Genomic DNA, 19,968 nt, shown 5'->3' with positions numbered 1-19,968 from the left:
ATGAGTTGGGCGGCGCTGGAACAATGCTGGCCATAACGGGTTTCTCCGCCAGATTGGAGGAACCCACCATGAAGCCTTTCATTCCCGCTTTACTGGCCGCCCTCATCACGACTGGCGGCGCCTACGCGCAATCGATCAGTGTCGGCCCCGGAGGTGTGGAGGTTGATCCGCGCTCGCCGCGTGAACGAGCCGTCGACCGGGAGATACGCCGCGAGGACCGCGCCCGCGATCGGGACCGCTACTACCGCGTTCGGGATCGTGGCGACTGCCGTACCATCACGACCACCCGCGAAACGCCCCGTGGCGAAATCCGCCGTACCGAGCGCGTTTGCGACTGATCGGGCATGATCCGACCAACAGATTGAGCCCGTTTCGCGTCACGCGAAACGGGCTTTTTCTTGATATTTTGGCAATCGCTGCTCAACTGCAACGTCATGCTGGCCGATCCGCCGCGCGGATTGTTGAATTTGGCGCGGCGTTATCGCCGTTAAGCGATCACCGACTGGCCGACGTGCCGACGGCGTAAAACCTACTTGCCGTCGCGCGCCTTCACGGCCTGGTCAGGAAAATCCGAGAACAGGCCGTCGATACCAAGCGCCAGGAACGCCTTGTATTCGGCTGCCGGATCATTCTTGAAATCGGAGGTCAGGCGCTTGGGCTCGCTGCGAAACGTCCAGGTGAACACCACAAGCCCGGCGGCATGGGCGTTCTTGACCACGTCGGTCGGCTCCCCGAGAACGCGGTCGCGCTCGTCGATCACACCGTCCTTGTTCAGATCCTGTGGCTTGCCGTCCGTACCGATGACCTGCTTGCCGGCCAGGATATACGGCTTCCAGGGACCGATGCCGTCCGCGTAGGTCGCGATCTCCTTGAGGCCGTCGGCAGAGACCATGTCCTGGAAGGTCCGCTTGTCACCGGTCACCGCGAAGTCATAGGGACGGTCGAAGGGCGCCGCGAGCGTGACCTTGCCATCCTTGTCGACACCATCGCCATCGACGAGCTGGACGAGGCGCAACTGCGTCCTGTTACGCAGATATTTCAGATTGGCTGTCTCAAAGCTCTGGATCACGACAGGCGCGGTTTTCTCGGTCCAACCGGCAGCCTTGAGTACGTCGAGCAGCCGGTCCTCGAGCGCAAGCCCGATCGCGGCGTGGAAGATCGGGTGCTTGGTCTCGGGGTAAATACCGATGGTGCGCCCGGTGCGGGTGCTTTCGGTCTTGGCGAGGTCGATCACCTCCTGAAAGGTCGGGATCAGATACTTGCCGTTATGCGATTGGTCGCGATCGGCAAATGCCTGCTTGGCGCGCAGCGTCTTGATTTCCGCCAAGGTGAAATCGCCGGCGAACCAGTCATCGGTATCGACGCCGTCGATCTTGCGCACGCGCTTTCGGCTGGCGAATTCGGGCTTGTCTGCGACGTCTGTCGTGCCGCTGAGCATCGGCTCGTGGCGCACGATCAGGACGCCGTCCTTGGTGGAAACCAGATCGGGCTCGATGAAGTCCGCGCCCATCTCGATTGCGAGCTTGTAGCCCTCGATGGTGTGCTCGGGCCGGTACCCGCTGGCGCCGCGATGCGCGACGATCAGAGCCTTCTGGCCGGAAAGCGTTGGCACCGCCGTCTGGGCCGACGCCGGATCGGAGAGAGCGGTGCCGGCCAGGCACGCGAGCAAAGCGGTAGTCGAAAGGAGAGTCGTCTTCATGGCCTGTCCGATCCAAGGTTGCATCGATTTCGGCGCGACCTTGATCATACCCCATGACAGCCTGGTGACCTATCGGCTGCGGATGCGGCGAGGGATCGCCGACCGTCCGCAGCGAAGGCGAGGCCTCAGCGGCGCGGGGCGCCCTCGAGCGTGGACTTGGCGTCGAGGCGCTTGGCGGGCGGCGGCGTCAGGTCGGGAGCTTGCGTCGCGCAGGCGGCGAGAGAGATGGCGAGCAGGCTTGCAACGACGATTTGGCTGGCGCGGAGCATGAATAGGGACCTTATTGCCGGAGGGGCATACGGAAACCGTCTTTCTGCCAGCCTGATCGTTAGGTCAAGCTGGTGCTTTCCCTGCCAGCCTCTTTGCTCATGTGTTGAGCAACGCACGGTATTCGCGGAGATGTGATCGATCGTCTTGCCGCGCGGCAGCGCCATCAGGCGGTCGCGCGGTCAGATCGGCGCGTCCCGCGACTCAGAAGGTGCGTGTCTCCATGTATTTTCGGGCCGCTGCGGTATCGTCGGTGGCAGAGGCCGTGGCGGAGGCCGATGGCGGGCTCAGGATCGAGCCGACATGCATGGTGTCATTTTCGACGCAGCCACTGACCAAAACGGCCGCCAGCACGGCAAAGGTGATCGAAATCAGGGCTTTCATGGCAAGGAACTCCCGACAGCAGTCGATGTGGTGTCGCCCTGCGTGGCAAGATGTGGCATCAGATCGCCGAAATTGTGTCACGTGACGTGGCGCCCGACCGGAACCATGACATGACGCCAGCCGCTCGCATCAGCGCCGCCATCGAGGTGCTTGAAGATCTCATCCAGCGCCGCCGGCCCGCCTCCGACGCGCTCAAGGACTGGGGCCTGTCGCGCCGCTTCGCCGGTTCCAAGGATCGTGCGGCTGTGGCGACGCTGGTCTATGACGCGCTGCGGGTGCGCTCGTCCTCGGCCTACGCGATGGCGTCCGAGACGCCGCGCGCGCTGGTGCTGGGCATGCTCGCGCATCTGCGCGCGATGGACGTCGCCGAGATTTCCTCCCTGTGCTCGGGAGAGAACCACGCGCCGTCGCCACTGACCGACGAGGAGCGCGAGCGCCTGACCGCCTTCTCGCTCGACGGCTCGCCGGATTGGGTGCTGGCGGATGTTCCCGAATGGCTCTGGCCGGCTTTCGCGGCCGGCTTCGGCCGGGAGGCGATCGAAGAGGGGCGGGCCCTGGCCGATCGCGCGCCGATCGACATCCGCGCCAACCGCCTGAAGACGAACCGCGACACCCTGCTGCAGGATCTCGAGCATCTCGCACCGGAGGCCGGTGCCCTGTCGCCGGATGCGCTGCGCTTCCAGCCCGGCCCCGATGGGCGCGGACCGTCGTTGCAGACCGAGCCCGGCTTCTTCGCCGGCGGCTTTGAGGTCCAGGACGAAGGCTCGCAACTCGTGACGATCCTGGCGGGCGCACGGCCCGGCCAGACCGTCGTCGATCTCTGCGCCGGGGCAGGGGGTAAGACGCTCGCTCTCGCCGCGCTCATGGCCAATGAGGGCCGCCTGTTCGCCACCGACCTCGACAGCCGTCGCCTCGCGCCATTGCATGAGCGTCTGGCGCGCTCGGGCGCGACGAATGTCGAGATCCGCATACCCCGCTCGCGCGGCCATGAGCCCCTGAGCGATCTCGCCGGACAGGTCGATCTCGTGCTGGTCGATGCGCCCTGCACGGGCTCGGGCACCTGGCGCCGCAATCCCGATGCGAAGTGGCGTGTGCGTCCCGGCGCGCTCGCCGAGCGGGTCAAGGATCAGGCCGAGGTGCTGGCGCGCGCGGCGAAGCTGGTGAAGGCAGGCGGCCGCATCGCCTACATCACCTGCTCGATGCTGCCCGACGAGAATGACGCGGCCTTGGAAGGCTTCCTGGCGAAGCACCCCAACTTCAGGGTCGTTCCGGTCGCGGACGTGCTCGGAGGCGCTGGCGACGGTTTTGCGGGCTTGGCGCTGTGCGCGACGATCCACGGCCTGCAGCTCTCGCCGCGCCGCACTGGAACCGATGGTTTCTACCTCGCTTGCGTGGAGCGCTTGGCGGAATCGTGAGCGGAGCGTTGCGCGCTCGCGCGTGATCCATTAACCGAGCGCGATGACAACCGAAAACATTCACGACTCCATTCTCATCATCGACTTCGGCTCGCAGGTCACGCAGCTGATCGCGCGGCGCGTCCGCGAGATTGGCGTCTATTGCGAGATCGCTCCGTTCCAGTCTGCGGCTGAGGCGTTCGAACGGCTGCAGCCGAAGGGCGTGATCTTCTCCGGTGGCCCCGCATCGGTCCCCGACGAGGGCAGCCCGCGCGCTCCCGAGGCCGTCTTCGGCGCCGGCATCCCGCTGATGGGCATCTGCTATGGCCAGCAGACCATGGCTCATCAGCTCGGCGGCAAGGTCGAGGGCGGGCACGCCGCCGAATTCGGCCGCGCCGATGTCGAGATCGTCGCTCCCTCGGCGCTCTTCGCCGGGGTGTGGGAGAAGGGCTCGCGCCACCCGGTCTGGATGAGCCATGGCGACCGTGTCACGCAGTTGCCCAAGGGCTTCTCGGTCAAGGCGACCTCGGAAAACGCGCCCTTCGCGGTCGCGACGGACGAGGAGAGCCGGCGCTACACGACCATGTTCCACCCCGAGGTCGTGCACACGCCCGATGGTGGCAAGTTGCTACGCAACTTCGTGGTCGAGATCTGCGGCTGCAAGCCGGACTGGAGCATGTCGGCCTATCGCGCCGAGATGCAGAAGAAGATCAAGGACCAGGTCGGCACCGGCCGCGTGATTTGCGGTCTGTCGGGCGGCGTCGACTCGGCCGTGGCTGCGGTCCTCATCCATGAGGCGATCGGCGACCAGCTCACCTGCGTCTTCGTCGACCACGGCCTGATGCGCGAGGCCGAAGCCGTGCAGGTCGTGGAGCTGTTCCGCGACAGCTACAACATCCCGCTGGTTCACGTTGAAGCCGAAGAGCTTTTCCTCACCGAGCTCGCCAAGTGCGGCGCCGACCCGGAAGCCAAGCGCAAGACCATTGGCCGCCTCTTCATCGAGGTGTTCGACGAGGAGGCCCGCAAGCTCGGCGGCGCCGATTTTCTGGCGCAGGGCACGCTTTATCCCGACGTGATCGAGAGCGTCTCGTTCAGCGGCGGCCCCTCGGTGACGATCAAGTCGCACCACAATGTCGGCGGCCTGCCCGAGCGCATGAAGATGAAGCTCGTGGAGCCGCTGCGCGAGCTCTTCAAGGACGAAGTCCGCGTGCTCGGTCGCGAGCTCGGCTTGCCGGAAGCCTTTGTCGGCCGCCATCCCTTCCCGGGCCCCGGCCTCGCGATCCGCTGCCCCGGTGAGATCACCAAGGAAAAGCTCGACATCCTGCGCAAGGCCGACGCGATCTATCTCGACGAGATCCGCAAGGCGGGCCTCTACGACGTGATCTGGCAGGCTTTTGCGGTGCTGCTGCCGGTGAAGACCGTCGGCGTGATGGGCGACCACCGTACCTACGACCATGTCTGCGCCCTGCGCGCCGTGACCTCGGTCGACGGCATGACAGCCGATTTCTACCCCTACGACATGGCCTTCCTTGGCCGCACCGCGACCCGCATCATCAACGAGGTCAAGGGCATCAACCGCGTCGTCTACGACGTGACCAGCAAGCCGCCCGGCACAATCGAGTGGGAATGAGGCGCTAGCCTCGTTTCGCTGGAGAGGCCACCTCCCGCTGACGTGGTACAAAGAAGCCCGGGCTTGCCCGGGCTTTTTCGTTCCAGCATGCCGGATGTAGGCAATGTGAGCGTGACGAGCGACGGCGGGGTTGGACCGTTGACTCCCACCGGGGCCGCCCATTCTGCCGGCGCTCTACCGGGCGATGATGACGCCAAGGCTGTGAACGAGCCCGGTGCGGTCTTGGCCCCATCAGCCTGATCCGAAATTGACTGCCAGCAGGGCGAGCACGGCACGAGGCCCCAGGATCATCCTTCTACTGGCAGTCAGCCCCTTTTCGACTCCGCAGAGGTCGTCCGGTTGCCCGGCCTGGGGACTCTGCAGCTCGACGTTCGGGCCTTGCCGGGCGGACTGGATCAAGGACGCCCTGGTGTCAATTTGACATCGGCCTGCCAGCCTGGCCCCGCACTTCTGCGCGTTTCACATCGACAGGGAGCGCGGCATCCCCGATCACGGAACGGTTCCGCGGCAAGCCCAGGCGACGCTGACGAAAGATCGTGGACCATCCGGCCGGCCCGCTTCATAGGCGTCCCGCACCGCCCGGCCGGTTCGCTGCGTCTCGGCCGCGTCCAGTGTTGCGATGAACTTTCCAAGCGGTCCTTCGCCTGCGGCGATGGGGGCCCAGTAGTCGTCGAAGTCCCGGTATTCCATTCGGATCATCAACTCGGTGCCCGTGACGCCTTGGAGGCCCTGCTCGACGAAGCTGCGCTTCATTTCATCCGGCTGGGTCATCGGCTGGAAGTTGTAGTGGTTGCGCAACTGGCGGCCGCCCTCGCTCAGTGCCGCGACCGTATCGATCGTCATCCGCATGCCCGGCATGCCGCCGAGATGATCCCACACGGCGGCGGCGACTGTGCCGCCGGACCGCACCACGCGGCGCATCTCGGCGACGGCCTTGCCTGCCTGCGGAACGAAATGGAGTACGAGTAGCGCGAAGGCGCGGTCGAAACTTCCATCAGCGAAGGGAAGCTCGCACGCATCCGCTTGGCTGATATGGATACGCGGGTCGCTGTTGCGGCGGCTCGCCGCCTCGACGAAGACAGGCGAGTAGTCGATCGCCGCGATCTCGGCGAGGCCGGCCATCCCGGCCAGGGTGAAGGTCAGGCTGCCGGTGCCACAGCCGACATCGAGAACCTTGTCGCCATCGGCGACACCCGCGAAATCAACGAAGAGCGGAGCCAGCCGCCGGCTCCAGCGGCCCATAAGCTGTTCGTAGCCAGACGCGTCATGGACAGTGAAGCATGAGGTCATATCAGCCTCCTTGCCAGCCTCCTAACATCGCCGGATGCTACTCCCCGACAGAGAAACGGCCAAGCCATCAGGTCGATGGGCCCCCGGTGAGGCAACCTCGCTCGAGCGCAGAAACCGCGCGCCCGACCGAGGCCGTGTGTGGCTCCGGGGCTCAGTCGAACGTCGCGGGGGAGGAGAACGGCCGGGTCGCATCGACAAGGAACAACACGATCTGGTCGAGATCGGTTGTGCCTGCGCTGAAGACCTCCATCGCCATGTCCGCATGGCCACCGTTCATCGTCTTGCCGGCATCGGCATGCATGACACCATGGCTGGTCCTCATCCCCAGGCGCCCGGTCAGCACGTAGAAAGCCTCGGAGCCCGGATGTGAGTGCACAGGGGTCTTGGTGCCCGGCGGGCCGCCCGCCTGGTTGATCCGGAGCAGATATTCCGGGGCCGCGATCACCGAAACAGGGCCGATCTCGGTGACCTTCGTCGCATGGGGCGTCGCACCGCCTTTCTGCGCGAGCGTGAACAACCAGGCCTTGCCCGAGACCTCGGCAGCGATCGAGGATTCGCTCGCAGCTGCTTTCGCGGCCGCCAATGTCGGGAGGGTCTCGACTCGCCAGTAGAGCGGCCCTTCGGGCAGGCGTTTCAGCTTGATTTCGGCCACGGGTTTGATCTCGAATTTCGGCTGCGAACTCGCGGGCTGGATGAAGGCGAAGATTGCGAGCGGCAGCAGGATCGTAAGCCGCCGGCGAAAGGTGGACGGTGACATCGGCATCTCCTTTGCGGTTGCCACGACGCCGGGCCGTGCCCATGCGCCGTTGACGTGGACGATGCGGAGATCACGGAACCGCGTCACGAAAGCGGACCGAAATCCTCCCGAAAATGCGCTTGGCAACGCGCGTTCGAGGATTAGAGTCTGCCCCGTGGTTCATGCGGGGGCGTGGGCAGGTGAGACATGGAAGCGTTGACGCGACGCGGATGCCTCCGATTGATCGGCCTTGCTACCTGGCCCGGCATTGCGGCAACCGGGGTTCATGCGGAAGCGGACGTGCCGCTCGCGATCAAGGGTTACGATCCCGTCGCCTATTTCACGATCAGCAAGGCGACACCGGGATCGAGCGCCTTCGAATATCGCTGGGACGGGCATCTCTTCCGCTTTGCGCGCGCCGATCATCGCGAAATGTTCAAGAGCGAACCAGCCCGCTACGCGCCGCAATTCGAGAACTACTGCGCCATGGCTCTCGCGCGCGGCGAGTTCGTCGAGGGCAACCCCGAGAACTGGATGGTCAGCGAGGGCAAGCTCTACATTTTCGCCCTGCCGGTGGGTGTCGAGCGCTTCCGCCAGGAACTGGCTGGAAACACCGAAAGAGCGGGCCGCAACTGGCAAGCTGCGCCATCGCGCTGAAGCAGTGAGCTCGCGTGCGTCCAGCCGATCTCAGCCCGGTTGGAGCCGTGCCTTGCGCAGGCCGTCGCGTAGATGGGCGAGATCGTCGGGTCTGAGGAATTTCGTGCCGAACCCCAGCAGGTTCAGGCTCGCATCCAGCCGACGCAGCGACGCCGCGACGCGGTCGGCGTCGTCGACCCGGCCCTTCTGGGCATAGGCTGCGGCCAGGATCGGCAGGTTGAAATGCGCATCCCTGGCAGACTGGAGATTAAGTTCGGCCTGCGCGACGGCGTCGTCATAGCGATGCCTGGAGTAATAGGCCAGGGCGAGCGCAAAGCGATCGATCGAGCCCAACTGCGGGTCGATGCGTTGCGCCAGCTCCAGCGCTTCGATGGCCGCATCGCCGCGCCCAAGCCAGGTCAGCAGATTGCCGAGCCCGCCGAGAGCCTGCGCGTCGCTGGGGTTGATCTCGGTCGCGAGCGCGAGCTCTGTCTCGGCCTGCTCGTAGCGCCGGTTCAGGATGTGGATGCGTCCCAGAACTATCCGGGCCGATGCCTGTGCCGGATCGAGGCTCAAGGCCGTCCGGGCGCTTTCCTCTGCCCGGGCAAGTGCGGCCGGAGGCGATTGAGCCCAGCCCATCGACAGGTCGGTATAGTGACTTTCGGCGAGCGCCGCGTGCGCGCCGGCATAGCGCGGGTCCAGGTCGAGCGCGTGCCGCAAGAGCTCGCGCGCCCGCGCAGTGCCGGCCCGCGATGGGGCTTGCAGCAGGGGGCGCGCGCGCAGCACCAGATCATAGGCTTCGAGGCTCGACGTCGGGCGCTCCAGCGCGCGCCGCTGCTCGGCTTGCGCCACGCGTGCCGCGAGCGCACCTGCGACCGCGCCGGCAATCTTCCTGTGCAGCGAGAAGACATCGGACTTCGCTTCGTCGAACTGGCCCGACCAGAGGATGCGACCGGCCGCATCGACGAGTTGCGCATTCACCTGCAGCCGGTCCGCCGCCTGCACGATTTTGCCCTCCACCTGATACACGACGTCCAGGGCCTGGGCGACGCGCTTTGGCGACGTCCCGCGACGATGAGACTCCACCGCATTCCAGGACATCACGGTCAGCGCCGGAAAGCGGCCGAGCGCGGCGATCACATCCTGCGTGATGCCATCGACGAAGTGGCTGCCGGCATTGTCGTCGCCGCTGAAAGGAAGGACCGCGATCCCCGGTCGCCCCGAAACCCTGGAGACCTCGACGGGGGCGCGCAGCAGCGAACTCAGCGGTGCGGCGTAGAGCGCCCAGCCGGCAACAGAGATCCCGATCGCCATGGCGACCGAGACGCGCATGAGCCGAGGACGGGCAAGGCGAGATGGCGGTGCAGCCTGAGGCGGGCTTGAGAGCGCGCCGTGGGCGACGCTCGCGCGGGTGCGGTCCGATAGGACAGCCACATCGACGCGATAGCCTCGCCGCGGGACGGTCCTGATGATCACCGCGCCATCGGGAGCCAATGCACTGCGGAGTTCGCTGATACTCTGGACCAAAACATCGTCCGTCACTGCCAGCTTCGGCCACACCGCCGCGAACAGCTCGTCCTTGCTGACGAGGCGCCCTGCATTCTCAAGCAGGTGCCGCAGCACCGCGAATGTCTTGGGACGGAGATAGATCTCGTCGCCGTGACGCAGGAGTTGGCCGGCGTCGAGGTCAAGGCGGAACTGGCCGAAGCACAGTTGCTCGGCACGTGACGAGGCGAGGAGAGGCTGAAGGCTCATCGCTTCGCGCTCCTGTTCCGGCGCGATAATCTCACGCAGCGGCTTGCGGATCAAATGACCCTCGGGGCTCGACTTGCCGGCAAGCGCCGCAAACGCGGACCGGTGCTGGGAAGCAAGGCCGCCCCGCCGCTTGCCAAGACGTGGTCCAGCCCCGAAGTTGCTGGCGCGACGAGCGTCTTGTTGGGACAGGGGTGCAGAGGTGAGGGGGGACGTGCTGGGCCTGCAGGCCTTCGTCAGTATTGCCGAGCGCGGCAGTTTTCATGCGGCGGCCTCGCATCTCAACCTCTCCCAAACCGCGCTGAGCCACCGTATCCGCAAGCTCGAGGAATCGCTGGGCACCAGCCTGCTGCTGCGCACCACGCGGCAGGTCTCGCTGACGTCCGCAGGTTCCGCGCTCCTGCCGCGCGCCCGAAAGATTTTCGAGGAGCTGGGCGCGGCCATCGATGAGGCGCGCGTCGATGGCGGTGACGGCAGTGACGAGGTCTCGGTGGGTTGCCTGCCGACGATCGCAGTGCACTGCATGCCGTCGGTGATCGCTGAGTTCGCGCGCAGCCACCCGGCCGTGCGCGTCAGGGTGCACGACAATTCGGCCTCGGAGATCGCTGACAAGGTGCAGTCCGGGCAGGCCGAGTTCGGCGTGACCATCGTTGCCGCCAATCGCTGGGACCTCGAACTCAAGCCGGTGGTGAAGGAGCCCTTCGTTCTCGTCTGCCATCGCAGCATGCGGTTGGCGGAGGCGGAGTCGCTGAGCTGGGCCCAGCTCCAGGGTCTTCCGCTCGTGCGGATCAGCGCCGAGACAGGCAATCGAATCCTTATCGACGATGCGCTGGGCTCCCGTCGCGAGACGCTGACCTGGCGCTACGAGGTCCAGCGCGTGATCACGGCGGTCAGCCTCGTGCGGGCGGCGATCGGCTACGCCATCGTGCCGCAGCTCGCGCTCGATGCCGTCGATGCCGGAGACCTCGTCGCCATCCCCCTGCGTTCGCCGAGCGTTACGCGCACGTTGGGGATCGTCACGCGAAAAGGCCCTCCGCTGCGCCCTGCCGCGCGCGAGCTCCTGGGTCTGATCGGTGCCGAACTGAAGCGCAGCATCCAGGATAAGGATGCACGAAAGTAATCAATCGCTGCATTCTTATCATTTGATGACAGAATGACTTAAGGGCACCGTCCTCGCGGGATCAAGGAAACGTAAGCGCGGGGACGGCCGATGCTGGGCTCAAGGCCGGCGGCGATCGCATTCATCGGATTTGGCGAAGTCGGCCAGGTTTTTTCGCGCGGGCTGCTCGCGCAAGGCGGCCTGCACATCTGCGCCTATGATCTCCTGTTCGGCGCAGCGTCCGGCAAGGCGATCGAGACGGCTGCGACCGAGATCGGCGTCAGCCGGGCAGCGTCGCTTCAGGAGGCTTGCGCGGGCGCCGAGATCATCTTCTCGGCGGTGACCGCCGATCGCGCGGAGGCCGTTGCCATCGAGGCAGCCATCTGGCTGGAGCCGGGCCAGATCCTGGTCGATGTCAATTCCGCTGCGCCTTCGACCAAGCAGCGCGCGGCGGCGAGCATCCAGGCGAGCGGCGCTCACTATGTCGAGGCCGCGGTGATGGCGCCGGTGCGCAAGCCTGGCATCGCGGTGCCGATCCTGGCGGGTGGTCCGCAAGCCCAGGCGCTCTCCCTCACGCTGAACGCGCTTGGCATGAACCTGACCGCGGTTTCCGAGGTTTATGGGCGGGCCTCGGCGATGAAGCTTTGCCGCAGCATCGTCATCAAGGGTCTGGAGGCGTTGATGGTCGACTGCGCCGCCTCCTGCGAAACCTGGGACGTCAAGGATCAGGTCTTTGCCAGCCTGAATGCGACCTTCCCGTCGATCGACTTCCACGCGCTTGCGGCCGACATGCGCGAGCGTGTCGCGACCCATGGTATCCGCCGGGCGGCCGAAATGCGCGAGGCCGGCGAGATGCTGGCTGCGGCTGGGCTCGAGCCCGGCCTGGCCTATGCCGTCGCTGAAAGTCAGCAGCGCGGCGCCCGGGTCCAGGCGAGGGAGAACTGAGCGATGGGCGCGTGCGACACGGCGAAAGGCGGGTCCGTGATCGATCGCCGTGCCGTTCTGGCAGGGCTCGGCGTGACGGCCGTGGCAACCGTTTCGCCGGTTCGGGCGCAGGCCGCCTGGCCGACGCAGATCATCCGGCTGGTGGTGCCCTTCACGCCGGGTGGCAGCACCGATCTGCTGGCGCGGATGATCGCCAGCCGGCTCGAGCGCAGCATTCCCGGCAAGGGCTTCGTCATCGAGAACCGCCCCGGCGCCGGCGGCATGATCGCGGCCACGCAGGTCGCGAAATCCGACCCGGACGGCCACACCCTGATGATGGGGCATATCGGCACGCTGGCTTTCAATCCGGCGCTCTATGCCAATGTGACCTATGATCCGATCCGGGATTTCAGGCCGGTGGCGCTGGTCGCGATGGTGCCCAACATCCTGGTCGTCAATCCCGGCTTGCCGGCGAACTCGTTCGCGGAATTCGCGGCTTACGCCAAGGCCAATCCCGGTAAGCTCAACTACAGCTCGGGCGGGCAGGGCAGTGCGGCCCACATCGCCGGCGCTTATCTCGCCTACCGCGCCGGCTTCGAGGCGGTGCACGTGCCCTATCGCGGCACTGCTCCGTCCGTGACGGATCTCGTCGCCGGGCAGGTGCAGTTCACCCTGACGGGTGGTCCGGCCGTGCTGCCGCTGGCTGCCGGAGGCCAGTTGCGCGCGCTGGGCGTCGCCAGTCGAGACCGGGTCTCCTTTGCGCCGCAGCTGCCCACGCTCGCGGAAGACGGCCTGCCCGGATTCGAAGCGGTGCAATGGTATGGCATCGTCGCGCCGGCGCAGGTGCCCGATCCCATCGTCACCCGCCTCAACAGCGAGATCAACTCGCTGCTCGGCGAACCGGAGTTCGCCGCCGCGCTCGATCGCGACGGGGCGATCGCCCGCAAGGAAACGCCCGAGGGCTTTGGTCGGCTGATCGCCTCCGAGCTCGAACTCTGGCGCGACATCATCTCGCGCGCCGGCATCAAGGGGGCCTGAGCGATGGCGCAGATTGCCGTGCCCTGCATGCTGATCCGAGGCGGCACCTCCAAGGGAGCCTATTTTCTCGCGGACGACCTGCCGTCGGACACGGCCGAGCGCGATGCCTTCCTGCTGGCGGTGATGGGCTCGCCCGACAAGCGACAGGTCGATGGACTCGGCGGCGCGCATCCGCTGACGAGCAAGGTCGCGATCGTCTCGCGCTCATCGGAACCCGGCTGCGATATCGACTTCCTGTTCGCGCAGGTCGGCATCGAGACCGCGTCTGTCGACACCACGCCAAACTGCGGCAACATCCTTGCGGGCGTCGGTCCCTTCGCCCTGGCGCGCGGGCTGATTTCCTCGAGCGGTCCCGTGGCCACCGTGCGGGTGCGCACCATCAACACCGGCACGATCGCCGACCTCACGATGCGGACCGATGCCGGCCAGGCCGCAGCCGATGGCGAGGCACGAATCGACGGCGTGCCAGGCACGTCGGCGCCGATCGATATCAGCTTCCTCGACACGGAAGGCTCGGTCTGCGGCGCGTTGCTCCCGACAGGCAATGCCGTCGATATCATCGACGGCATTGAATGCACGCTCATCGACAATGGCATGCCCGTCATTGTCCTGCGCGCCTCGGATCTCGGTCGGACCGGCCATGAGCCGCGCGAGGTCCTGCAGAACGACGCCGAATTGGAACAGCGGATCGAGCGTATCCGCCTTGCTGCAGGGCCGATGATGCGGCTCGGGGACGTCACGGCGAAGGTCGTTCCGAAGATCGCACTGGTCGCGCCGCCCGTCGCGGGCTCGATCGCGACCCGCAGCTTCATCCCCCATGAGTGCCACGCCTCGATCGGTGTCTTCGCCGCGGTGACGGTCGCGACCGCCGCGGCGTTGCCGGGATCGCCGGCTGCCTCGGTCGTGGTCATGCCGCAGGGCCGCGAGCGCACGCTGTCGGTCGAACACCCCACCGGCGAGTTCAGCGTCAACCTGACGGTCGGCGGCACGGCGCAGCATCCGGTCATCGAGCGCGCCGGTCTGCTGCGCACCGCCCGCATCCTGATGGACGGCAAGGCCTTCGTGCCCTCGCGCCTGCTCGCGGGGGTAGGCCGCCAAACCAATGGGGTCGCGACTGGCCCCGACGAGAGGACTGCGCATGTCTAGCCTGCAGAAGACAGGTCTGGTGATCACGGCCCATCCCGGCGATTTCGTCTGGCGCGCGGGCGGCGCCATCGCCTTGCACGCCAAACGCGGGATGCGGGTCAAGATCCTCTGCCTGGCCTATGGCGAGCGCGGCGAGAGCCAATTCGCCTGGAAGCAGGCCGGCGTGCGGATTGGCGACGTGAAGGCGCAGCGGCGCGACGAGGCGGAGCGGGCCGCGGCAACGCTCGGTGCCGAGATCGAGTTCATGGATGCCGGCGATTATCCGCTGCGCACCACCGGGCCGATGCTCGACCGTGCCATCGACATCTTCCACGAGCTCAACCCCAGCTTCGTGCTGACCCACTCGCTGGAAGACCCCTATAATGTCGACCACCCGGAAGCGGCGCGATTTGCGCAGGAGGCGCGGATCATCGCGCAGGCCGCGGGGCACAAGCCCGACCCGATGCGCAGCTATGCGGCGCCGCCGATTTTCTTGTTCGAGCCGCACCAGCCCGAGCAGTGCAACTTCAAGCCCAACGTCATCCTCAATATCGACGAGGTCTGGGAGACCAAGCGCAAGGCCTTCGAGATACTCGCCGCCCAGAAGCACCTCTGGGAATATTATACGCGGGTGGCACTGAACCGGGGCATGCAGGGCGGCCGCAACTCGGGCAAGGCGATGACCTATGGCGAGGCCTATCAGCGGCTGTTCCCCGAAGCGCTGGAGCAACTGGCATGAGCGGCGTCGTCATACGCACCAGAAAGCGGGCGGCGGCCTCGGACATGGCGGTGCTGCGCGAGGCCGGCGTCTCGACCACCCATGAGGCGATGGGCCGGACCGGCCTGCTCAAGCCTTACATGCGCCCCATCTATCCGGGAGCGGGGATCGCAGGCGGCGCCGTGACGGTGCTGGCTCAGCCCGGCGACAACTGGATGATCCACGTCGCGATCGAGCAGATCCAGCCCGGTGACGTGCTTGTGGTCGCCTGCACGACGGACAACACTGACGGGATGTTCGGCGATCTGCTTGCGACCTCGCTTAGGGCGCGCGGCGGGGTCGGGCTCGTGATCGACGCCGGGGTGCGCGACGTGCGGGTGCTGACGGAGATGGGCTTCCCGGTCTGGTCGCGGGCGATCTCGGCCAAGGGCACGGTCAAGGCGACGTTGGGCTCGGTGAATGTCCCCGTGGTCTGCGCCGGTGCGCTCGTTACGCCCGGGGATGTCGTGGTTGCCGATGATGACGGGGTGGTCGTCGTCCCGAGGCAGGACGCGGGAAGGATCGCCGCGGCCGCGCAGGCGCGCGAGGCCAATGAGGAGGACAAGCGTCGCAGGCTCGCTGCCGGCGAGCTTGGGCTGGACATGTACAAGATGCGCGAGGGGCTGGCGAAAGCCGGGCTGGTCTACCGCGACGACGACTGAAAAAGACGCCTCAATCATAAAAAACGGACATTCAGGGGAGGACGACGATGACAACGATCCGCAGGACGTTTCTGAAGGCCATCATGGGCGGGGCAGTGGCGGCGGGCGTAGTCGCGGGCGCGCAGGCGCAGGAAACCGTCAAGGTCGGCCTGATCCTGCCGATGACCGGGCCCTTTGCGTCGACAGGACGCCAGATCGAGGCGGCTGTGAAACTCTTCCTGGCCCAGAGCGGCGCGACACATGGTGGCAAGCGTCTTGAGGTCGTTCTCAAGGACGATGCCGGCAACGCCGACGCGACGCGCCGCATCGCGCAGGAACTCGTCGTCAACGACAAGGTCGCCGTGCTCGCAGGCTTCGGCCTGACGCCGCTGGCGATGGCCACGGCTCCGATCGCGACGCAGGCCAAGATCCCCCAGATCGTCATGGCTGCCGCGACGGCGACCATCACCGAGGCCTCGCCCTTCATCGCGCGCACCTCCTTCACCTTGCCGCAGGCCTCCGAGCCGATGGCCGACTGGGCCTGGTCGAACGGCATCAAGCGTGTCTTCACCGTTGTCACCGACTACGCGCCGGGCATCGACGCCGAGACCTCCTTCACCAGCAAGTTCAAGGCGGCGGGCGGAACGGTCGAGAGCGTGCGCGTGCCGCTGCGCAACCCCGATTTCGCACCGTTCCTGCAGCGTGTCTCCGAAGCCAAGCCCGACGCGCTCTTCGTGTTCGTGCCGTCGGGCATTGGCGCGCAGTTCATGAAGCAGTTCGTCGAGCGCGGCCTCGACAAGGCCGGCGTCAAGCTGATCGGCCCGGGCGACGTCGTCGACGACGACATCCTCAACGGCATGGGCGATGTCGCGATCGGCGCCATCACCACGCACCACTATTCGGCAAAGCATGACAGCCCCGCCAACCAGGCCTTCGTGAAGGCCTTTGAGGCTGCCAATCCCGGCATGCGCCCCAATTTCATGGCTGTCGGCGGTTATGACGGCATGCGGCTGATCGCCGAGGCGCTGAAGGCCACCAATGGCGATGCCAATGGCGAAAAGCTGATCGCCGCGATGAAGGGTGCGTCCTGGGAAAGCCCGCGAGGGCCGATCACGATCGATCCGGCGACGCGCGACATCATCCAGAACATCTACGTCCGCAAGACCGAGAAGATCGGAGCCGACCTGTTCAACGTCGAGTTCGCCACGATTCCTCAGGTCAAGGATCCTGTGAAGGCCCGCAAATAGGCAGGCGCCGGCGGCTGGGAACCCGCAATGCTCACCATCCTGTTTGATGGCATCGCCTATGGGATGGTGCTTTTCGTGCTGGCCTGCGGGCTCTCCGTGACAATGGGGTTGATGAACTTCGTCAACCTGGCGCACGGCGCCTTCGCGATGCTCGGCGGTTACGTGACCGTGTTGCTGATGCAGCGCCAGGGCGTGCCGTTTCTGCTGACGCTGCCGGCGGCATTCCTGGCCGCCGCACTCGCCGGCATCGTGCTGGAGCGGCTGGCCTACCGGCCGATGTATGCCAAGAGCCATCTCGACCAGGTCATGTTCTCGATCGGGCTGGTGTTCATGGCGGTCGCCGGCACCGACTGGCTGATTGGCTCGAGCCAGCAGATCATCCAGCTGCCGGCCTGGCTGCTGGGGCGTTTCTACGTCTTCGGCATCGGGATCGGCTACTATCGCCTGTTCGTGATCGGCATCTGCGGCTTGCTTGCGGTCGCGCTGCAATGGGGCTTCGCCAGAACACGCTTCGGCAGCCGTCTGCGGGCAGCCGTCGATGACGCCCGGGTCGCGCGCGGATTGGGCATCCCGGTGAACCGGCTGTTTGCCATGACCTTTGCGCTGGGTTCAGGGCTGGCCGGACTCGGCGGGGCGCTCGGCATCGAGTTGATGGGGCTCGACCCGACCTTTCCGCTAAAATTCATGATCTACTTCCTGATCGTCGTGACGGTCGGCGGCACCTCGACGATCACGGGGCCCTTTCTCGCAGCAATGCTGCTCGGCGTGGCCGATGCGATGGGCAAGTATCTGGTCCCGCAGGCCGGCGCCTTCATCATCTACGCCCTCATGGTCTTCGTGCTGCTGCTGCGCCCCGAGGGGCTGTTCGCGAGGGGGCGCGGATGACACGGAGCACGCTCGAAGACCGCGTCGGGCAGTCGCTCCGGCGAGCCCGGCGCTGGCACCCGGCGGAATTTGCGTTCTGGCTGATCGCCGGCGCGTCGTTGTTCCTGTTCCCGACGCGCGCCTTGATCCTGAATGAAATCGCGATCCTCGCCCTGTTTGCGCTCTCGCTCGATCTCATCCTCGGTTATGCCGGCATCGTTTCGCTCGGGCATGCGGCTTTTCTCGGCATGGGTGCCTATGCGGCCGGGCTCTTTGCAAAACATGTCTCCGGCGATCCGCTGGCTGGCCTTGCCTTCGCCATGGCCGTTTCGGCTTTGCTGGGGTTGCTGACCAGCCCGCTCGTGCTGCGCGGCACCGATCTCGCGCGGCTGATGATCACGCTCGGCGTCGCGCTGATCCTCTATGAGGGCGCCAATTCGCTGGCCGCGATCACTGGCGGGGCCGATGGATTGCAGGGCATCGCGATGACGCCGATCCTCGGTCTCTTCGATTTCGACATTTTCGGGCGCACCGCCTACGCCTACTCGCTGGCGGTATTGTTCCTGCTGTTCCTGGTCGCGCGGCGCATCGTCAACTCGCCCTTCGGCTTGTCGCTGCGCGGCATTCGCGACAACCAACTGCGCGCGGCGGCGTCCGGCGTGCCTTTGGGCCGGAGGCTCGCGACGGTCTACACGCTGTCGGCCGCCTATGCCGGCGCTGCGGGCGCGCTGCTGGCGCAGACCACCCAGTTTGTCTCGCTGGACGTGTTCGACTTCCACCGCTCGGCCGATTTGATGCTCGTCCTGATCATCGGCGGCGCCGGCTATCTCTATGGAGGCCTGATCGGTGCGATCGCCTTCAAGTTCCTTCAGGACGCGATCGCGAGCTTCACGCCGCAATACTGGATGTTCTGGATCGGGCTCTTCCTCGTCCTCTTCGTTCTCGGCGGGCGGGAGATGGTCCATGGCGTGGTCAAGGCGGTGGTCGCGCGGCTGTCGCGGCGAGGGGCGTCGTCATGAGCGCCGTCCTCGAAACCCGCGACCTGATCAAGCGCTTCGGCGGACTGACGGCGACGGACGATGTGAGCTTTTCGCTGGAGAAGGGCGCGCGTCATGCGCTGATCGGACCCAATGGCGCGGGCAAGACCACCTTCATCAACCTGCTGACCGGTGTGCTGCGACCCACATCGGGGCGGGTCAGCCTGATGGGGCAGGACATCACCGGCCTGTCGCGCGAGGCGCGGGTCAAGCGCGGCATGGTGCGCACCTTCCAGATCAACCAGCTCTTCGGCACGCTGACGCCGCTCGAAATGGTCACGCTGGTGACGTCCGAGCGTCAAGGCCATGGCATGCGCCTGTTTCGCGCGCTGGATGCCGACCAAGCGATCATCGCAGAGACCGCCGAGATTCTTGCGCGCTTCCGGCTCGAGGACGTCATGGATCACCGTATTTCGCTGCTGCCCTATGGCAAGCAGCGGCAGGTCGAAATCGCGGCGGCCTTCGCGGCCAAGCCCAGCGTCCTGCTCCTCGACGAGCCGGCAGCGGGCGTGCCCGAGGCCGAGCGGCGCGACCTGCTCGACACCGTCGCGGCCCTGCCCGACGATGTCTCGGTGCTGTTGATCGAGCACGACATGGACATCATCTTCCGCTTCGCGACGCGGATCACCGTGCTGGTCAATGGCCGGGTGCTGGCGCAGGGTGAGCCCGCCGAGATCGCGCGCGACCCGGCCGTCAAGCGGGCCTATCTCGGCGAGGCCGCTCATGTCTGAGCTTCTGAGAACGAGCGGATTGAGCGCCGGCTATGGCGAGGCGGTGGTCCTGTTCGACATCGCGCTGTCGCTGGGCGAGGGCGGATCGCTTGCCCTCCTCGGGCGCAATGGCGTCGGCAAGACGACGCTGGTCAACACGCTCATCGGCGTGACGCGGCGTCGCGCCGGGCAGATCATGTTCGCGGGAAAGGACATATCCAACGCGTCGCCCGAGCAGCGCGCCCACGCCGGCATCGGCTGGGTCCCGCAGGAACGCAACATCTTCAAGTCGCTGACGGTGGTGGAAAATCTGACAGCCGTCGCACGCCCCGGCCGATGGACCGTCGAGCGCGTCTTCCAGATGTTTCCGAGGCTGGCCGAACGCAGGGCCAATCTCGGCAACCAGCTTTCGGGCGGGGAGCAGCAGATGCTCGCGATCGGCCGCGCCCTGATGCTCAATCCCAGGCTGCTGCTGCTCGATGAGCCCACGGAAGGGCTGGCGCCGATCCTCGTCGAGGAACTGCTTGCCGCTCTGAAGCGGCTGTTTCGGGAGGAGGGGCTGGCCGCCATCGTCATCGAGCAGCACGCCCGCAAGATTTTGGCGCTGACCGACCGCGCGATCGTGCTCGAACGCGGCCGGATCGTGCTCGCCGAGGACAGTGCGCAGCTGCTGCGCGAACCCGCGCTGCTCGAGCGCCATCTCGGCCTCAGCGCCGCAGCCTAGTCAGGAAGCAGGGA

The 19,968-nt window shown here is 66.2% G+C and carries 21 protein-coding genes; 15 read left to right on the top strand and 6 right to left on the bottom strand.

Annotated elements, in window-relative coordinates; all coding sequences use genetic code 11:
- Positions 1 to 68 precede the first annotated feature (68 nt).
- Entirely contained in the window at positions 69 to 338 is a 270-nt protein-coding gene (locus AC1D2L_RS00555) for a hypothetical protein (RefSeq protein WP_476843870.1), read from the top strand.
- 191 nt (positions 339 to 529) lie between these two features.
- Here AC1D2L_RS00555 and AC1D2L_RS00550 read toward each other — a convergent pair whose 3' ends face one another.
- The 3 genes from AC1D2L_RS00550 to AC1D2L_RS00540 all read right to left on the bottom strand — a co-directional run bounded on the left by AC1D2L_RS00550 (position 530) and on the right by AC1D2L_RS00540 (position 2,350).
- Positions 530 to 1,699, bottom strand: coding sequence for a glycerophosphodiester phosphodiesterase (locus AC1D2L_RS00550; protein WP_476843869.1), 1,170 nt, complete (start codon positions 1,697 to 1,699; stop codon positions 530 to 532).
- 125 nt (positions 1,700 to 1,824) lie between these two features.
- Positions 1,825 to 1,968 (bottom strand): hypothetical protein, encoded by a 144-nt coding sequence (locus AC1D2L_RS00545; RefSeq protein WP_476843868.1) that lies wholly within the window; start codon positions 1,966 to 1,968, stop codon positions 1,825 to 1,827.
- Between the two features lie 202 nt (positions 1,969 to 2,170).
- Positions 2,171 to 2,350 carry a hypothetical protein gene (locus AC1D2L_RS00540; protein WP_476843867.1) on the bottom strand — a complete coding sequence of 60 codons (180 nt, stop codon included), beginning with the start codon at positions 2,348 to 2,350 and terminating at the stop codon, positions 2,171 to 2,173.
- 110 nt (positions 2,351 to 2,460) lie between these two features.
- Here AC1D2L_RS00540 and AC1D2L_RS00535 point away from each other — a divergent pair, with 110 nt between their 5' ends.
- Complete coding sequence (locus AC1D2L_RS00535) at positions 2,461 to 3,765, top strand: RsmB/NOP family class I SAM-dependent RNA methyltransferase (RefSeq protein WP_476843866.1); 1,305 nt, start codon at positions 2,461 to 2,463, stop codon at positions 3,763 to 3,765.
- A 43-nt stretch (positions 3,766 to 3,808) separates the two neighbouring features.
- A complete protein-coding gene (gene guaA / locus AC1D2L_RS00530; RefSeq protein WP_476843865.1) occupies positions 3,809 to 5,374 on the top strand; it encodes a glutamine-hydrolyzing GMP synthase in 1,566 nt (521 codons plus the stop codon).
- A gap of 489 nt (positions 5,375 to 5,863) precedes the next feature.
- Here guaA and AC1D2L_RS00525 read toward each other — a convergent pair whose 3' ends face one another.
- Both AC1D2L_RS00525 and AC1D2L_RS00520 read right to left on the bottom strand, forming a co-directional pair.
- The gene (locus AC1D2L_RS00525; RefSeq protein WP_476843864.1) at positions 5,864 to 6,664 is read right to left on the bottom strand and encodes a class I SAM-dependent methyltransferase; all 801 of its coding nucleotides are present in this window, start codon (positions 6,662 to 6,664) and stop codon (positions 5,864 to 5,866) included.
- 151 nt (positions 6,665 to 6,815) lie between these two features.
- Positions 6,816 to 7,421: a cupin domain-containing protein gene (locus tag AC1D2L_RS00520; RefSeq protein ID WP_476843863.1), complete on the bottom strand. Its 606-nt coding sequence runs from the start codon at positions 7,419 to 7,421 to the stop codon at positions 6,816 to 6,818.
- Between the two features lie 219 nt (positions 7,422 to 7,640).
- On the opposite strand from AC1D2L_RS00520, the gene AC1D2L_RS00515 reads away from it, so the two are divergent.
- On the top strand, positions 7,641 to 8,057 hold the full coding sequence (locus tag AC1D2L_RS00515) for a YHS domain-containing (seleno)protein (protein WP_476843862.1): 417 nt from the start codon (positions 7,641 to 7,643) through the stop codon (positions 8,055 to 8,057).
- 30 nt (positions 8,058 to 8,087) lie between these two features.
- Here the strand turns inward: AC1D2L_RS00515 and AC1D2L_RS00510 are convergent, their stop codons facing one another.
- Positions 8,088 to 9,845, bottom strand: a complete 1,758-nt coding sequence (locus AC1D2L_RS00510) for a winged helix-turn-helix domain-containing protein (RefSeq protein WP_476843861.1) — start codon at positions 9,843 to 9,845, stop codon at positions 8,088 to 8,090.
- A 157-nt stretch (positions 9,846 to 10,002) separates the two neighbouring features.
- Here AC1D2L_RS00510 and AC1D2L_RS00505 point away from each other — a divergent pair, with 157 nt between their 5' ends.
- The 11 genes from AC1D2L_RS00505 (at position 10,003) to AC1D2L_RS00455 (ending at position 19,954) form a co-directional block, all read left to right on the top strand.
- Positions 10,003 to 10,908: a LysR family transcriptional regulator gene (locus AC1D2L_RS00505; RefSeq protein ID WP_476843860.1), complete on the top strand. Its 906-nt coding sequence runs from the start codon at positions 10,003 to 10,005 to the stop codon at positions 10,906 to 10,908.
- 90 nt (positions 10,909 to 10,998) lie between these two features.
- Positions 10,999 to 11,832, top strand: a complete 834-nt coding sequence (locus AC1D2L_RS00500) for an NAD(P)-dependent oxidoreductase (protein ID WP_476843859.1) — start codon at positions 10,999 to 11,001, stop codon at positions 11,830 to 11,832.
- A gap of 36 nt (positions 11,833 to 11,868) precedes the next feature.
- On the top strand, positions 11,869 to 12,849 hold the full coding sequence (locus tag AC1D2L_RS00495) for a Bug family tripartite tricarboxylate transporter substrate binding protein (RefSeq protein ID WP_476843858.1): 981 nt from the start codon (positions 11,869 to 11,871) through the stop codon (positions 12,847 to 12,849).
- 3 nt (positions 12,850 to 12,852) lie between these two features.
- A complete protein-coding gene (locus tag AC1D2L_RS00490; RefSeq protein WP_476843857.1) occupies positions 12,853 to 13,995 on the top strand; it encodes a 4-oxalomesaconate tautomerase in 1,143 nt (380 codons plus the stop codon).
- Positions 13,988 to 14,713, top strand: a complete 726-nt coding sequence (locus AC1D2L_RS00485) for a PIG-L deacetylase family protein (RefSeq protein WP_476843856.1) — start codon at positions 13,988 to 13,990, stop codon at positions 14,711 to 14,713. Before AC1D2L_RS00490 ends, AC1D2L_RS00485 begins: the two co-directional genes overlap by 8 nt.
- A complete protein-coding gene (locus AC1D2L_RS00480) occupies positions 14,710 to 15,393 on the top strand; it encodes a 4-carboxy-4-hydroxy-2-oxoadipate aldolase/oxaloacetate decarboxylase (RefSeq protein ID WP_476843855.1) in 684 nt (227 codons plus the stop codon). The genes AC1D2L_RS00485 and AC1D2L_RS00480 overlap by 4 nt, the downstream gene beginning before the upstream one ends.
- A gap of 47 nt (positions 15,394 to 15,440) precedes the next feature.
- On the top strand, positions 15,441 to 16,619 hold the full coding sequence (locus AC1D2L_RS00475) for an ABC transporter substrate-binding protein (RefSeq protein WP_476843854.1): 1,179 nt from the start codon (positions 15,441 to 15,443) through the stop codon (positions 16,617 to 16,619).
- Positions 16,620 to 16,646: 27 nt separating this feature from the next.
- Positions 16,647 to 17,504: a branched-chain amino acid ABC transporter permease gene (locus AC1D2L_RS00470; RefSeq protein WP_476843853.1), complete on the top strand. Its 858-nt coding sequence runs from the start codon at positions 16,647 to 16,649 to the stop codon at positions 17,502 to 17,504.
- Entirely contained in the window at positions 17,501 to 18,502 is a 1,002-nt protein-coding gene (locus tag AC1D2L_RS00465; protein WP_476843852.1) for a branched-chain amino acid ABC transporter permease, read from the top strand. Before AC1D2L_RS00470 ends, AC1D2L_RS00465 begins: the two co-directional genes overlap by 4 nt.
- On the top strand, positions 18,499 to 19,251 hold the full coding sequence (locus tag AC1D2L_RS00460; RefSeq protein WP_476843851.1) for an ABC transporter ATP-binding protein: 753 nt from the start codon (positions 18,499 to 18,501) through the stop codon (positions 19,249 to 19,251). The genes AC1D2L_RS00465 and AC1D2L_RS00460 overlap by 4 nt, the downstream gene beginning before the upstream one ends.
- Positions 19,244 to 19,954: an ABC transporter ATP-binding protein gene (locus AC1D2L_RS00455; protein WP_476843850.1), complete on the top strand. Its 711-nt coding sequence runs from the start codon at positions 19,244 to 19,246 to the stop codon at positions 19,952 to 19,954. The genes AC1D2L_RS00460 and AC1D2L_RS00455 overlap by 8 nt, the downstream gene beginning before the upstream one ends.
- Positions 19,955 to 19,968 lie beyond the last annotated feature (14 nt).

The organism is Allobosea sp. P1_B10 (assembly GCF_056406735.1).
The sequence above is the reverse complement of the archived record's forward strand: the minus strand, read 5'-3'. Positions and strand labels throughout refer to the sequence as shown.

Bases quoted from the DNA above. Each gene is read 5' to 3' on its own strand.
- AC1D2L_RS00555 (WP_476843870.1), top strand. From the start codon at position 69: ATGAAGCCTTTCATTCCCGCTTTACTGGCCGCCCTCATCACGACTGGC.
- AC1D2L_RS00550 (WP_476843869.1), bottom strand. From the start codon at position 1,699: ATGAAGACGACTCTCCTTTCGACTACCGCTTTGCTCGCGTGCCTGGCC.
- AC1D2L_RS00545 (WP_476843868.1), bottom strand. From the start codon at position 1,968: ATGCTCCGCGCCAGCCAAATCGTCGTTGCAAGCCTGCTCGCCATCTCT.
- AC1D2L_RS00540 (WP_476843867.1), bottom strand. From the start codon at position 2,350: ATGAAAGCCCTGATTTCGATCACCTTTGCCGTGCTGGCGGCCGTTTTG.
- AC1D2L_RS00535 (WP_476843866.1), top strand. From the start codon at position 2,461: ATGACGCCAGCCGCTCGCATCAGCGCCGCCATCGAGGTGCTTGAAGAT.
- guaA (WP_476843865.1), top strand. From the start codon at position 3,809: ATGACAACCGAAAACATTCACGACTCCATTCTCATCATCGACTTCGGC.
- AC1D2L_RS00525 (WP_476843864.1), bottom strand. From the start codon at position 6,664: ATGACCTCATGCTTCACTGTCCATGACGCGTCTGGCTACGAACAGCTT.
- AC1D2L_RS00520 (WP_476843863.1), bottom strand. From the start codon at position 7,421: ATGTCACCGTCCACCTTTCGCCGGCGGCTTACGATCCTGCTGCCGCTC.
- AC1D2L_RS00500 (WP_476843859.1), top strand. From the start codon at position 10,999: ATGCTGGGCTCAAGGCCGGCGGCGATCGCATTCATCGGATTTGGCGAA.
- AC1D2L_RS00490 (WP_476843857.1), top strand. From the start codon at position 12,853: ATGGCGCAGATTGCCGTGCCCTGCATGCTGATCCGAGGCGGCACCTCC.
- AC1D2L_RS00485 (WP_476843856.1), top strand. From the start codon at position 13,988: ATGTCTAGCCTGCAGAAGACAGGTCTGGTGATCACGGCCCATCCCGGC.
- AC1D2L_RS00480 (WP_476843855.1), top strand. From the start codon at position 14,710: ATGAGCGGCGTCGTCATACGCACCAGAAAGCGGGCGGCGGCCTCGGAC.
- AC1D2L_RS00475 (WP_476843854.1), top strand. From the start codon at position 15,441: ATGACAACGATCCGCAGGACGTTTCTGAAGGCCATCATGGGCGGGGCA.
- AC1D2L_RS00470 (WP_476843853.1), top strand. From the start codon at position 16,647: ATGCTCACCATCCTGTTTGATGGCATCGCCTATGGGATGGTGCTTTTC.
- AC1D2L_RS00465 (WP_476843852.1), top strand. From the start codon at position 17,501: ATGACACGGAGCACGCTCGAAGACCGCGTCGGGCAGTCGCTCCGGCGA.
- AC1D2L_RS00460 (WP_476843851.1), top strand. From the start codon at position 18,499: ATGAGCGCCGTCCTCGAAACCCGCGACCTGATCAAGCGCTTCGGCGGA.
- AC1D2L_RS00455 (WP_476843850.1), top strand. From the start codon at position 19,244: ATGTCTGAGCTTCTGAGAACGAGCGGATTGAGCGCCGGCTATGGCGAG.